11 protein-coding genes are annotated in these 13,805 nt (G+C 74.3%); 4 read left to right on the top strand and 7 right to left on the bottom strand.

Going from position 1 to position 13,805, the window contains the following annotated elements; translation table 11 throughout:
* Positions 1–55: 55 nt before the first annotated feature.
* On the top strand, positions 56–2,635 hold the full coding sequence (pepN, locus tag K7472_RS16910; RefSeq protein ID WP_222978802.1) for an aminopeptidase N: 2,580 nt from the start codon (positions 56–58) through the stop codon (positions 2,633–2,635).
* 136 nt (positions 2,636–2,771) lie between these two features.
* Here the strand turns inward: pepN and K7472_RS16905 are convergent, their stop codons facing one another.
* The 6 genes from K7472_RS16905 to K7472_RS16880 form a co-directional block, all read right to left on the bottom strand.
* On the bottom strand, positions 2,772–2,996 hold the full coding sequence (locus tag K7472_RS16905) for a hypothetical protein (protein ID WP_222978800.1): 225 nt from the start codon (positions 2,994–2,996) through the stop codon (positions 2,772–2,774).
* A 58-nt stretch (positions 2,997–3,054) separates the two neighbouring features.
* The gene (malQ, locus tag K7472_RS16900; protein WP_222978798.1) at positions 3,055–5,166 is read right to left on the bottom strand and encodes a 4-alpha-glucanotransferase; all 2,112 of its coding nucleotides are present in this window, start codon (positions 5,164–5,166) and stop codon (positions 3,055–3,057) included.
* Between the two features lie 10 nt (positions 5,167–5,176).
* Complete coding sequence (locus K7472_RS16895; RefSeq protein ID WP_222978796.1) at positions 5,177–5,362, bottom strand: hypothetical protein; 186 nt, start codon at positions 5,360–5,362, stop codon at positions 5,177–5,179.
* Between the two features lie 189 nt (positions 5,363–5,551).
* A complete protein-coding gene (locus tag K7472_RS16890; protein ID WP_222978794.1) occupies positions 5,552–6,967 on the bottom strand; it encodes an amidase in 1,416 nt (471 codons plus the stop codon).
* Positions 6,968–7,024: 57 nt separating this feature from the next.
* Positions 7,025–8,200 (bottom strand): FAD-dependent monooxygenase, encoded by a 1,176-nt coding sequence (locus K7472_RS16885; RefSeq protein ID WP_222978791.1) that lies wholly within the window; start codon positions 8,198–8,200, stop codon positions 7,025–7,027.
* A 138-nt stretch (positions 8,201–8,338) separates the two neighbouring features.
* Positions 8,339–9,511, bottom strand: a complete 1,173-nt coding sequence (locus tag K7472_RS16880; RefSeq protein ID WP_222978789.1) for a DUF5954 family protein — start codon at positions 9,509–9,511, stop codon at positions 8,339–8,341.
* A gap of 99 nt (positions 9,512–9,610) precedes the next feature.
* On the opposite strand from K7472_RS16880, the gene K7472_RS16875 reads away from it, so the two are divergent.
* Positions 9,611–10,120: a DinB family protein gene (locus K7472_RS16875; protein WP_222978787.1), complete on the top strand. Its 510-nt coding sequence runs from the start codon at positions 9,611–9,613 to the stop codon at positions 10,118–10,120.
* A 103-nt stretch (positions 10,121–10,223) separates the two neighbouring features.
* On the opposite strand, the gene K7472_RS16870 is transcribed toward K7472_RS16875, so the two are convergent.
* Complete coding sequence (locus K7472_RS16870) at positions 10,224–10,760, bottom strand: HNH endonuclease (protein ID WP_222978785.1); 537 nt, start codon at positions 10,758–10,760, stop codon at positions 10,224–10,226.
* A 302-nt stretch (positions 10,761–11,062) separates the two neighbouring features.
* On the opposite strand from K7472_RS16870, the gene K7472_RS16865 reads away from it, so the two are divergent.
* Together K7472_RS16865 and K7472_RS16860 are read left to right on the top strand one after the other, a co-directional pair.
* Positions 11,063–12,337, top strand: coding sequence for a mechanosensitive ion channel family protein (locus K7472_RS16865; RefSeq protein ID WP_308013952.1), 1,275 nt, complete (start codon positions 11,063–11,065; stop codon positions 12,335–12,337).
* A 319-nt stretch (positions 12,338–12,656) separates the two neighbouring features.
* The gene (locus K7472_RS16860; RefSeq protein ID WP_222978911.1) at positions 12,657–13,796 is read left to right on the top strand and encodes an ROK family transcriptional regulator; all 1,140 of its coding nucleotides are present in this window, start codon (positions 12,657–12,659) and stop codon (positions 13,794–13,796) included.
* The last annotated feature ends 9 nt before the right edge of the window (positions 13,797–13,805 follow it).

Below are 13,805 nucleotides of genomic sequence, written 5' to 3'. Positions count from 1 at the left end.
GCGCCACAGTCCACCGATCGGACGATCACAGCACACTCCCAGAAGGAGCTCACACGTGCCGGGTACCAACCTCACCCGTGACGAGGCGCGCCGCAGGGCGCACCTGCTGACCGTCGACTCCTACGCGGTCGATCTGGATCTGAGCGGGGCCAAGGAGGGCGGCACGTTCCGCTCGGTCACCGTGGTGCGCTTCGACAGTTCCGAGGCGGGCGCGGAGACCTTCATCGACCTGGTCGCGCCGGGCGTCGCCGAGGTCACGCTCAACGGCGCGTCCCTCGACCCGGCCGAGGTGTTCGCCGACAGCCGCATCGCCCTGCCGTCGCTGCGCGAGGGCCGCAACGAGCTGACGGTCGTCGCCGACTGCGCGTACACCAACAGCGGCGAGGGCCTGCACCGGTTCGTGGACCCGGTGGACAAGGAGACCTACCTCTACACGCAGTTCGAGGTGCCGGACGCCCGCCGGGTGTTCGCCTCCTTCGAGCAGCCGGACCTCAAGGCGTCCTTCCAGTTCACCGTGAAGGCCCCGGCGGGCTGGACGGTGGTGTCCAACTCCCCGACGCCCGAGCCGGTGGACGGGGTGTGGACGTTCGAGGCGACGCCGCGCATCTCCTCGTACATCACCGCGCTGATCGCCGGTCCCTACCACGCCGTGCACAGCACCTGGGAGGGCGAGGGCCGCAGCGTGCCGCTGGGGCTGTACTGCCGCCCCTCGCTCGCGGAACACCTGGACGCCGACGCGATCTTCGAGGTCACCCGGCAGGGCTTCGACTGGTTCCAGGAGAAGTTCGACCACGACTACCCGTTCGCCAAGTACGACCAGCTGTTCGTGCCGGAGTTCAACGCGGGCGCGATGGAGAACGCGGGCGCGGTGACCATCCGCGACCAGTACGTCTTCCGGTCCAAGGTGACCGACGCGTCGTACGAGCTGCGCGCCGAGACCATCCTGCACGAGCTGGCCCACATGTGGTTCGGCGATCTGGTCACCATGGAGTGGTGGAACGACCTGTGGCTGAACGAGTCGTTCGCCACCTACACCTCCATCGCCTGCCAGGCCGCCGCGCCCGGCAGCCGCTGGCCGCACTCGTGGACGACGTTCGCCAACTCCATGAAGACCTGGGCGTACCGGCAGGACCAGCTGCCGTCCACCCACCCGATCATGGCCGAGATCCGCGACCTGGACGACGTGCTCGTCAACTTCGACGGCATCACGTACGCCAAGGGCGCCTCCGTCCTCAAGCAGCTGGTGGCCTACGTCGGCGAGGACGCGTTCTTCCGCGGCGTGCAGACCTACTTCAAGCGGCACGCCTGGAGCAACACCCGGCTGACCGACCTGCTGGGCGCGCTGGAGGAGACCTCGGGCCGCGACCTGAAGGCGTGGTCGCAGGCGTGGCTGGAGACCGCGGGCATCAACGTGCTGCGGCCCGAGATCACCCTTGCCGACGACGGCACGATCGCCTCGCTCGCGGTGCGGCAGGAGGCGCCCGCGCTGCCGGAGGGCGCGCAGGGCGAGCCGGTGCTGCGCCCGCACCGCATCGCGATCGGCGCGTACGACCTGCGGGACGGCCGTCTGGTGCGCACCGATCGCGTCGAGCTGGACGTGGACGGTGAGCTGACCGAGGTGCCGCAGTTCGCGGGCAAGGCCCGTCCGGCGGTCGTCCTGCTCAACGACGACGACCTGTCGTACGCCAAGGTCCGCCTGGACCCGGAGTCGCTCGCGGTGGTCACCGAGCACATCGCGGACTTCACCGAGTCGCTGCCGCGCGCCCTGAGCTGGGCGTCGGCGTGGGACATGACCCGCGACGGCGAACTGCCCGCCCGCGACTACCTGGACCTGGTGCTGTCCGGCATCGGCAGGGAGACCGACATCGGCGTGGTGCAGTCGCTGCACCGGCAGGCGAAGCTGGCGCTCGACCTGTACGCGGATCCCGCGTGGCGTCCGGCCGGGCTCGCCCGGTGGAGCGAGGCGACGGTCGAGGGGCTGCGCGCGGCCACCCCGGGCGGCGACCACCAGCTGGCCTGGGCCCGCGCGCTGGCCGCCACCGCCCGCACCGACGAGCAGCTGGACCTGCTGGCGGGCCTGCTGGACGGCTCGGCGAGCGTGGACGGCCTCGTGGTCGACGACGAGCTGCGCTGGGCGCTGCTGGAGCGGCTCGCGGCGACCGGCAGGGCCGACGGGGCCGCGATCGACGCGGAACTGGCCCGGGACGCCACCGCCGCCGGTGAGCGGCACGCGGCGACCTGCCGTGCGGCGATCCCCACCGAGCAGGCGAAGGCCGCGGCGTGGGCGGCGGTCGTGGAGGCCGCGGAGCCGCTGCCGAACGCGGTGCAGGAGGCCGTGATCGACGGCTTCGTCCAGGCCGACCAGCGCGACCTGATCGCGCCGTACGCGGACCGCTACTTCGCCGCGCTCAAGGGCGTGTGGGAGTCGCGTTCGCACGAGCTGGCCCAGCAGATCGCCGTCCGGCTCTACCCGACGCTCCAGGTGGCGCCGGGGACGCTGGAGGCGACCGACGCCTGGCTGGCCTCCGCCGGGCCCGGCGCGGCACTGCGGCGGCTGGTGACCGAGGAGCGCGCGGGCGTCGAGCGCGCCCTGCGGGCCGCCGCCGCCGACCGGGCGGCGGGCGAGCGGGCCTGACCACCGGGTCGCGGACACGCGTGAAGGCGCCCGGGAGCCGACCCCCCACTGAGGGGGCCGGTCCCGGGCGCCTTCGTCGTTCGCGAGGGCGCCCGAGCGCGTCGGGCGAGCCCGGGGACCACTCAGTCCCGCGGGCTCAGTCCTGCGGCTTCTTGCGCGACTTGTCGGTCACGATGACCAGACCGGCGATGATCACGAAGAGGGCGACGGGAATGCCCACGTAGAGCCCGAGGGTCTGGCCGATGCTCAGACCGGGGCCGGGGTCGTCGCCGCCCGTCGCGAAGGCGGGGGACGACAGCAGCATCATCAGTGCCGTACCGGCCGCGAGGGTGCCGGCGCGCAGAGCGTTCTTGTTGACCACGGTCCAAACGTAGCGAAGGCTCGTCGGGCCCGCGCGCCCGGGGTCCTCGTTAGCGGAGCTAACGGCCCGCCGCGGGCTGTTCGAGACCCCGGCGCACCTCGTCCACCAGGGCGTACAGCCGCTCGCAGGACACCAGCCGCTCCAGCGTGACCGGGTGGCCGCGGCCGTCCGCGACCGGCAGCCGCCAGTTGGGGTAGGCGTCGGAGGTGCCGGGGACGTTCTGCGGGCGCCGGTCGCCGACCGCGTCGGGCAGCCAGACGCCGACCATCCGGGCGGGGGTGCGCACCAGGAAGCGGTGCACCGCCTTGATGGCGCCCTCCTCGTCGTCCGGTCCCTCCGGCAGCAGCCCCTCGGCGCGCAGCAGTTCCAGCCACTCGGTGACGTCGGCCGCGTCGGCGGCGCGTTCCTGCTCCAGCGGGCGGGTCAGCAGGCCCAGCCGGTGGCGCAGCCCCACGTGGTCGCCGGTCAGGCGGGACGCGGTGCTGGGCAGGTCGTGCGTGGTGACGGTGGCCAGGCAGTCGGCGCGCCAGCGCTCCGGCGGCAGCGGCGGCCCGGAGCCCTCCCCGCCGCGTTCGAACCACAGCACGGAGGTGCCCAGCACGCCACGTTCCGCGAGGCGTTCGCGGACACCGGGCTCGACGGTGCCCAGGTCCTCGCCGATGACCACCGCGCCGGCCCGGTGCGCCTCCAGCGCCAGCACGCCCAGCATCGCCTCGGCGTCGTAGCGCACGTAGACGCCCTCGGAGGGCGGGCGGCCCGCAGGCACCCACCACAGCCGGAACAGCCCCATCACGTGGTCCACCCGCAGGCCCCGGGCCCGGCGCAGCACCGACCGCAGCAGCTGCCGGTAGGGCGCGTACCCGGCGGCGGCCAGCGCGTCGGGGCGCCACGGCGGCAGGGCCCAGTCCTGGCCGAGCGGGTTGAAGGCGTCCGGCGGGGCGCCGACCGACATGCCGGGGGCGAGCACGTCCTGCCCGGCCCACGCGTCGGAGCCGTCGGGGTGCACGCCCACCGCGAGGTCGTGGACGATGCCGACGGCCATCCCGGCGTCCTCGGCGGCGCGCGAGGCGCGGGCGAGCTGTTCGTCGGTGAGCCAGGCCAGCCAGGAGTGGAAGTCCACCCGGTCCAGCACCCGGGCGCGGGCCCATTCGGTGCCGGCCGAGCGCGGGTCGCGCAGGTCCCCGGGCCAGGAGCGCCAGTCGGGGCCGTGGAGTTCGGCGAACGCGCTCCAGGTGGCGTGGTCCTCCAGCTCCCGGCCGCGCGCCGCCAGGAAGTCGCAGTACGCGGCGCGGCGGCCGGGCGGCAGCGGCACCTCGCGCACGGCGTCCAGCGCCTCGCGCTTGAGCCGCCACACCGCGTCCCGGTCGATGAGCGCGTCGTCCTCCAGCACCGCGCGCCGCAACTCGCCCGCCCGCTCCAGCAGTTCGTCCACCCGGGCGCGGGCGGCGGCGGGCAGGTAGGCGTACTCGGGCACGTCCCGCACGCGCAAGTAGACCGGGTCGGGGAAGTGCCGGGTGGAGGGGCGGTACGGGGACGGGTCGGTGGCCGCGCCGTCGGCGGCGGGGACGGCGCTGTGCAGCGGGTTGACGGTGAGGAAGTCGGCACCGAGCGTGCGTCCGGCCCACCCGGCGAGTTCCGCCAGGTCGCCGAGGTCGCCCATGCCCCACGAGCGGTCCGACAGCAGCGAGTACAGCTGGACCATGAACCCGAAGCCGCGCCGGGGCGGCCCCGGCAGTCGTTCGGGCACCACGATCAGGGCGGCGTCGGCCTCCCGGCCGTCCGTGGCGCGGGCCCGCAGCCGGTGGTAGCCGAGCGGCAGCGGCCCCGGGGCGGTCGCGGTGGCGCCGTCCTCCAGCTCGACGGTGAGCGCGGTGCCCTCGGGCACGTCCGGCTTGAGCGGCGCGCCCTCGCGCAGGACGACGCAGGGCGGCAGGAGCCTCGCCGCGAGCAGTTCCTCGTGGCGGGCCAGCGCCCGGGCGACCGCGTCGGGACCGGACGCGTCGACGCCCAGGGCCCGCAACGCGGCGACGACGCCCGCTTCGGGGGCGTCGACGGTGATGCCGGGGGTGGTCTCGTACCGGGTCTGTACTCCGTGCGCGGCGGCCAGTCGCCGCAGAGCGTCACCAGCCACCGGGCCGGACGCCCGGTCCGGCCGCTCGGGTCCGCCCATCGCGGTCCGCTCAGCCTTCGGCGCCGACGCCGACCACGGCGGTGGGCTCGCTGGTCAGCGCCGGTTCGACGGCGAGCGGGGGTTCGCTGGTGAGCGGGACGTCCTCCGCCATCGCCGGCTCCGAGGTCAGCGGCTCCTCGAAGCCGCAGTCGCACTCGGAGAAGGCGGACAGCAGAAGATCGGCTGGGACGGGCACGGAGTTCCTCCGGTGGGGGATCGGTCGGGACAGCCGGACATCTGAGCCCTACCCACTGTCCGCGAGCGCATCCCATACTCACCGCACGCGACCGCCCGCACACGGAAGGTCATATCAACGCCAGTTGAGCGTACGGTCGGGCGCCATCCCACCGGCCGGGCGCCGCCTCGTGCGACCCGGGTCCGGCCGCTACGCGAACCCCTCCGGCACCGCGCGGTCCGCCCACGGCGCCGCCTCCTCCAGCTGCGCGGCCAGTGCCAGCAGCGGGCCCTCCTCGTCGTGCCGGGCGCCCAGCATCACGCCGATCGGCAGGCCGTCGCGCGACCAGCCCAGCGGCAGCGACACGGCGGGCAGTCCGGCGATGTTCCACGGCGCGGTGAAGGGCGTGAACGCGGTCTGCGCCGCGAAGTCCGCCTCCGGGTCCGCGTCGTTCCGCAACGCGCCCACGGGCTGCGGGAGTTGGGCGAGCGTCGGGGTGAGCACGGCGTCGTAGCCGTCGATCGCGGTGGCGAACTTCCGCCCGATCGCCTGCATCGCGCCCAGCGCCCGCGCGTACTCGACGCCGGTCACCGCCTCACCGCGCTCGCGCAGCCAGCGGGTCATCGGCATCAGCAGCGCCTCGTCCCGCTTCGGCACCGGGGTGAGGGCGGCGAGCACCGACCACACCGGCGTGAACGCGTCGCGGTCGCCGGGGGCGAGCGGCTGCGGGATCTCGCGGACCTCGTGGCCCAGGTCTTCGAGGAGCGCGGCCGCGCGGTCGCAGGCCGCGAGCACCTCGGGGTCCACCGCGACCCCGGCCGGGTCGGGGTCCGACCAGCGGCCGATCGTCAGGCGGCGCGGGCGCGTGCCGCACCAGTCGAGGAAGAGCCGGTCCTGCCTGCCCGCGGGCCACGGGTCGCCCGGCACCCGCGCCGCGACGACGTCCAGCAGCGCGGCGGCGTCCCGGACGGTGCGGGCCAGCGGGCCGTCCGTGGCGAGGCCGCTGACGTCGCCGCGCGGGGCGGGGCTGACCCGGCCCCGGCTGGGCTTGAGCCCGACCAGGCCGCAGCAGCTCGCCGGGATGCGGATCGAGCCGCCGCCGTCGCTGCCGACCGCCGCCGGGGCGAGCCGGGCCGCCACCGCCGCCGCGGCGCCCCCGCTGGAACCTCCGGCGCCGCGGCTCGTGTCGTACGGCGTGCGCGCGGGCGGCCCGACGCGGCTCTCGGTGTACGCGGGAAGTCCGAACTCGGGGGTGTTGGTCTTGCCGACCATCACCGTGCCCGCCTCGCGCAGCAGCTCGGGGACCCGGGCGCTCGCGTGCGTCACGCGGTCCGCGAAGGCGGCGGACCCGGAGGTGAAACGGACCCCGGCGACCGGCGTCAGGTCCTTGACCGGCACCGGCACGCCCAGCAGCGGCGGGAGCGGTCCGCCCGCCGCGCGCAGCCGGTCGGCCCCCGCGGCCTGCTCCAGCGCCAGGTCGGCGGTGACGGTGAGGTACGCGCCCACGGCGGCGTCGAAGCGCTCGATCCGGGCGAGGTAGTGCTCGGTCAGCGCGACCGCGGAGATCTCGCCGTGCCGTACGGCGGCGGCCTGTTCCAGCAGGGTCAGCTCGTGGGGTTCCGCCATGAGCCGACCCTACGCCGCTGACGGCCCTCAGGGGTGGCCGGTGATCCCCCGCGGCCCTCAGTAGTCCTTGAGCCGCAGGTTGTGGACGACGTCCTCCAGGCGGGGCAGGTCGAGGGCGGCGTCCGCCGTGCCGTCCACCCGGGCCGCCATCCGCTCCCGGCTGGTCAGCGCGATCGCCTGGTTGTCGGCGACGTACTCGCGCAACTCCCTTTCGTACGCGGCGAACGCGGCCCGGTGGTCGCCCGCCGCCGCCTTCAGTTCGCCCGCCAGGACGTACGCGCCGACCATGGCCATGCTGGTGCCCTGGCCCGACATCGGCGAGCCGCAGTAGCCCGCGTCGCCTAGCAGCACCACCCGGCCGCGCGACCAATGGTCCAGGTGGATCTGGCTCATGGAGTCGAAGTGGAAGTCCGCCGCGTCCCACAGGTACTTCACAGCGCGGTCGAACTCCCAGCCCGCCCCGGTCACCCGCTCGGCGACCAGCCGCCGCTGCGCGGTGACGTCCCGCACGTCGTACTCCAGCGGCTGCGCGCTCTCGAAGCCGAGGTAGACCCGCGACTCGGCGTTGCCCCGGGCGCTCATGACGCCGCCGAACACCTCGGCGCCGGGGGCCCCGGCCCGGCAGAAGACCTGCCAGCGGTCCAGGTCCAGGAAGTTGGGAGCGGTGAAGACGGCCAGGTAGCTGCCGAGGTGGCGGATGACGTCACGCTCCGGCCCGAACGCGGCCGCGCGCACCGCCGAGTGCAGCCCGTCGGCGCCGACGACCAGGTCGTAGGTCTCCGGCGGCGCCTCGCGGAACTCGACGCGCACCCCGTCCTCGCCCCGGTCGTCGAGGGCGGTCACGGAGTCGCCGTACCGGTAGGCGACGCCGTCCGGGCGGGCCCGCTGGATGATCTCGTTCAGGTCGTCGCGCATGATCTCGACGTCGGGGCTCGCCAACTCGCCGCCGGTGAGCGTGTGTTCGGTGCTGCGATAGATCTCGCGGCCGGAGCCGTCGACCATCGACATCCCGCGCATGTCGGTGGCGTGCTCCCGCAACCGCGGCAGTATTCCCATCCGTTCGGCGACTTCCAGGGCGGGCCCGCGTACGTCGATGGCCTGGCCGCCGGGCCGGAAGGCGGGGGCGCGCTCGACGACGGTCACCTCGAAGCCGCCGTGGCGGGAGAGCCAGTGGGCGAGGGAGGATCCGGCGATGCCGGATCCCGAGATCAGGACGCGGGTGCTGACGGCCATGGGACTGCTCCGTTTCAGTTCGTCCGGGCGGTACGCGTCCAACCTCCCCCGGGCCGCTGACAGCGGGCTGACCGCGGGCTGACGGACGCCGGCCCGGGGACGCCCGCGGTGTCAGCGCGCTGTCAGGCCCGCGGGCCCTCAGGCATCCGGTCCGCGCTCGCGCCGTTCCTCGCGTTCGCGGTCCCGCTTCTCGATCGCTGCGGCCCTGCGCGCCTCCTCCTGCTCCCACAGCGCCTTCAACTCCAGGGTGCGGGCGTCCAGTTCGAGGGGCTCGTCCTCGTCCTTCCACTCCCCCGCCGCCTTCAGCTGCCGGACGTGGACCTCGATGGGCGGTTCCGGGTCGAAGTCCGAGGGGCGCGGTCCCTCGGGGCCGTCCGGGCCGATGCGGACCATCCGCTCGACCCGGGTGACCCGGAAGCGGCGGCCCGCGACGGTGGCGACGTTGGCGCGCTTGTCGTCCAGCCGGTCGGCGGCGGCCGCGTAGACGGCCCGTTCCTCGTCGTCCAGGCGCATGCTGAACGGCGCCATCACCCGCAGCCAGGACGCCAGGCCGTCCCGCGCGCCCTGCGGGGTGGCGTACGTGACACCGGGGTGGTGACTGCGCCACTCGCCGTCGACCCGCTCGGACAGCGCGAAGACGGCGGGCAGCAGCACCCCGCCCGGATACTCCTCGGCCGCACGCCTGGCGTCCCGGGACACCTCGGGCGGCGCGCCGCGCACGACGCCGACGAAGCGCATCAGGTCCAGCTTGAGCAGCCCGTCCGACAGGCCGGTGCCGGTGAACGGGTCCACGACGAAGCCCTGCGTGCCGCGGTGCGCCCGGTCGCCGTCGCCGACCTCGCCCGGGTCGGGGTCGGACGGGCGCGGCGGCTCGGGACCGCTCGGACCCATGCGCACGAAGTGCGAGGCCCGCACGATCCTGAACCGCTCGCCGCGCACCTCCAGTTCGTCGACCACCTCGCGGTCCATGCGCAGCGCGGCGGCCATCCACTGCCGGGCGGCCCCGGCGTCGTCCTCCTGCTCCGCGGCCTGCGACCGCATGCGGAAGTGCGAGCCCAGCGAGTCGCGGGCCTGCTGCGGGGCGTCGGCGCCGAACTCCGACAGCTCCCACCCGCCGGCGTCGTGCTCGCGGGCCCAGAAGAACTCCGGCGCGCCGACGCCCATCACCCGCGGATAGCGCTCCCTGGCCTGCCATGCCTCCTGCTCCGCGAAGGCCGCGATCGGGCCGTTCAGCGGGGTGACCCGGATCGTCAGGTAGGCGGGCACGCTGTCCTCGAAACCGCCGGGCCCACCGCTGCTGTAGCCGCTCATGTACCGACTGTGCCCGAAGCCCACCGCCGGGCGCCCGTGGATTGGGGGAACTCGGCACTCGGGAGGGGGATTTCGGGCCGGATGTGGTTGGCTTCCGGCGTGATCCCCGACCTTCGTACCGGCCCACCGCACCTCGGCGGCGAACGCGAGACGCTGCGCGCGTTCCTCGACTTCCACCGGGCGACGCTGGAGATGAAGTGCGCGGCGCTGGACGACGAGGCGCTGCGCACCCGTTCGTGCCCGCCGTCCACGCTGACCCTGCTGGGGCTGGTGCGGCACATGGCCGAGGTCGAGCGGGCCTGGTTCCGCCGGGTCTTCGAGGACGACGACGCACCGATGGTGTGGTCGAAGGAGGTGGACTTCCAGGCGGCGTACGACGCGAGCGCGTCGACCCGTGACGAGGCGTTCGCCGCCTGGCGGGCCGAGGTGGAGGTCTCCCGCCGTGTCGAGCGCGCGGCGGCGACGCTGGACGCGCGCGGGCTCCAGCCGCGCTGGGGCGAGGAGGTCTCGTTGCGCCTGGCGATGGTCCACGTGCTGCTGGAGTACGCGCGGCACAACGGGCACGCCGACTTCCTGCGCGAGGCGATCGACGGCGAGGTGGGCGCGTAGGCGCGGGCGCACGCGGTGGGGAGCCGGGCCGTGCGGCCCGGCTCCCCACCGCGGGTGTGCCTCCGGAAGGCGTGCTGCGCGTACCTACACGAAGGCCCGGATGTCAGGCGGAGATGCCGTCGATCCGGGCCATGGCGTCCTCGGCGCCATACGCTTGCAGGTATGGCAGCCATCGCGGGTCCCTATGGCCGGTGCCGATGATGCGCCAGGCCAGGCCGGAGGGCGGGGCGGGCTGATGGCGCAGGCGCCAGCCGAGTTCCGCGACGTGCCGGTCGGCCTTGACGTGGTTGCAGCGGCGGCAGGCCGCCACCACGTTCTCCCAGGAGTGCTGGCCGCCCCGGCTGCGCGGGATGACGTGGTCGACGCTGGTTGCGGCGCTGCCACAGTAGGCGCACCTCCCGCCGTCCCGGGCGAACAGCGCGCGCCGGGTGAGCGGGACGGGCCCGCGGAACGGGACACGCACGAATTTCGTGAGTTTTACGACACTGGGCGCAGGAAGTACGCGGGTCGCGCTGTGCATGAGGGCGCCGGACTCCTCAAGGCAGACGGCCTTGTTGTTGAGGACGAGAACGAGCGCGCGGCGGAGCGGTACGACGCCGAGCGGCTCGTACGACGCGTTGAGGACAAGGACATGCGGCACGGATGCCTCCCTTAATACGCCGGCGGCGCGTGGCTCGCGCCGGGACGATCTCCCCTCAGTGTCGCCGCACTCCTGGTCGTGGCGCCACCATGACCGGGTAACGACCTCAGGGTGTTTTCCCGCACACCTCTTTATATCCACGCATTACGGCCCCGGTAACCGGAGAGGCGTTCGGTCGTCGTCCGGGGGCCCGGCGATTGCCCCGTTAGGGTGGTTGACCGGCCGTCCGCAGGCCGGGGCCCGTTCCGGGCCCGTCCGGACGGCGCGCCCGAAGCCCCCGTCCCGAGGGAAGGTCCCCCACCGTGTCCTGGTCCTGGTCCATGATCGCCGCCGCCTCGCCGGACCCCGGCGACCCCGGTCAGGTCACCCTCGACCACGCCCAGCAGTCCGCCAACAACGCGGCCAACTACGTGCAGGTCCACTGGGCGAACTGGGTCGAGGCGGCCCTGCGGATCATCCTCATCCTGGCGATCGCGATCGTCCTGCGGGCCATGGTCCGCCGCATGATCACCCAGCTGATCTCGCGGATGAACCGCACCGCGGAGTCCCGTGCCAGCGCCGCCCTCGGCGGGCTGCTGGTCAACGCGGAGCGGCGCAGGCAGCGCAGTGAGGCCATCGGCTCGGTGCTGCGCAGCGTGGCCTCGTTCCTGATCCTGGGCACGGCGGCGCTGACCGTGCTGTCGGTGCTCCAGATCAACCTGGCCCCGCTGCTGGCCAGCGCCGGGGTGGCGGGCGTCGCGGTCGGCTTCGGCGCCCGCAACCTGGTCACCGACTTCCTCTCCGGCGTCTTCATGATCCTGGAGGACCAGTACGGCGTCGGCGACACCATCGACGCGGGCGTCGCCTCCGGCACCGTGATCGAGGTGGGCCTGCGGGTGACGAAGCTGCGCGGCGACAACGGCGAGATCTGGTACGTGCGCAACGGCGAGGTCAAGCGGATCGGCAACCTCAGCCAGGGCTGGGCCACCGCGATGGTCGACATCCAGGTCGGCTACGGCGAGGACCTGGACCGGGCCAGGGAGGTCATCACCTCCGCCGCCGAGCAGATGGCCAAGGAGGAGCCCTGGGACGAGGCGCTGTGGGAGCCGGTGCAGGTCCTGGGTCTGGAGACGGTGAGCGCGGACTCGGTGGTGATACGGGCGCAGGCGAAGACCATGCCGGGCAAGGCGACGGGTGTGGCGCGCGAGCTGCGCTGGCGGATCAAGCGGGCGTTCGACGCGGAGGGCATCACGATCGCCGGCGGCAGCGCGACGGCCTCCGACGCCACCAGCACGGACCCGGCCCAGGCGCCGCTGGTCGAGACCTCCCCCGCCTCCGCCGCGGCGGTGTCCGCCCCGGTCGCCCCGGCGGCCCCCGCGTCGGAGACCACCGGCAGCACGGCGATACCGCACCCGTCGACCCCGCCGGACGCCTCGCGGCCGCCGCAGGCCTCGCAGGCGCCGGACGCCTCCAGCACCTCCGGTGCTTCCAGTGCCTCCAGCTCTTCCGGCGCTTCCGGCAAGCAGGCCGAGGACTCCGAGGGCGCGGAGGGCGACGAGAAGCGCCCCGGCCGCCACTCGCTGTTCCGGCGACGTTGAGACGCTGAACGGCGGCGGCCCGGCCGCCGCCCGCCCGCCACGCCGCCCGACGGCCCCCGCGACACCCGTCGCGGGGGCCGTCGGCGTTTCCCCGGGTAACGCTTCGGTCGAGGCGCCCGGAGTACTCGCGGGTAGCCCCTTGACGGGCCTGATGCGGGGGCTTAACTTTCCAGTCACCGATAGGAAAGTTTCCTAATAAAGCGGCGCGGGCACCCCGCCGCGCCGCACCCCGGACCATTACCGTTAGCCGTCGACGCCGTACGAGGGAGGGATCAGGACCGTGGCCGGGACACCGGGAACGCCGCGCGTACTGCGCGCCATGAACGACCGCGCCGCGCTCGACCTTCTGCTGGAACACGGCCCGCTGTCCCGTACCCGGATCGGCGAGCTGACCGGACTGTCCAAGCCCACCGCCTCCCAGTTGCTCGGCCGCCTGGAGGCCGCCGGGCTGGTCGTCGCCACCGGCACGACGGCCGGCCGGCCCGGCCCGAGCGCCCAGCTGTACCGGGTGAACCCCGACGCGGGCCACGTCGCGGCGCTGGACGTGACCCCCGACCGCATCACCGCGGCCGTCGCCGACATCGCGGGCGACGTGCGCGGCGAGCACACCGTGACGACCAGGGGCCGGGGCACCACCCGGACCGTCGGCCACGTCACCGAGGCGATCGACACGGCGGCCACGGCGGCCGGGGTGGAGCGCGCGCGGCTCAACCGGGTCGTCATCGGCTTCCCCGGCGCGTTCGACCCGGTGACCAACGTGCTGCGCTACGCGGGGCACGTGCCGGGCTGGCACTCCCCCGACCTCCTCGGTGAACTCGCCGCCGCCCTCGGCGTCCCGGTCGCCGTGGAGAACGACGTCAACCTGGCGGCCGTCGCCGAGCAGCGCCTCGGCGCGGCGGTCGGCTGCGAGGACTTCGTGCTCTTCTGGGCCGAGGAGGGCATCGGCGCGGCCGTCGTGCTGGGCGGCCGGCTGCACCGCGGTGCCACCGGCGGCGCGGGCGAGGTCGGCTACATGCCGCTGCCGGGGGCTCCGGTGCTGCACAACGTCAGCCGCGCCAACACCGGCGGCTTCCAGGAACTGGCGGGCGGCGAGGCGGTGTTGAAGCTCGCCCGGCAGAGCGGCATCAAGGCCCGCACCCCGCAGGAGGCGATCGCGAAGGCGGTCGCGGACGGCGAGGACGGCGCCGCGGTGCTGGACGAGCTGGCCGTCCGGATGGCCACCGGACTCGCCTCCGTCGTCGCCGTGCTGGACCCGCAGCTCGTCGTGCTGTCCGGCGGCGTGGTGGCCGCGGGCGGCGAGGAGCTGCGTTCCCGGGTCGAGCAGCGCCTTCGTGAACTGGCCATCCCACAGCCCGCGTTGCGGCTCAGCGAGCTGACCGGCAACCCGGTGCTGGTCGGCGCGGTCCAGCGGGCCCTGTCCGCCGCCCGCGACGAGATCTTCGACACCACGGCCGAATAGGCCGGACAG

Origin of the sequence: Streptantibioticus parmotrematis (assembly GCF_019890615.1) — a bacterium.
GTDB classification, from domain to species: Bacteria; Actinomycetota; Actinomycetes; order Streptomycetales; family Streptomycetaceae; genus Streptantibioticus_D; species Streptantibioticus_D parmotrematis.
This window is presented reverse-complemented; position numbering and strand designations above follow the sequence as displayed.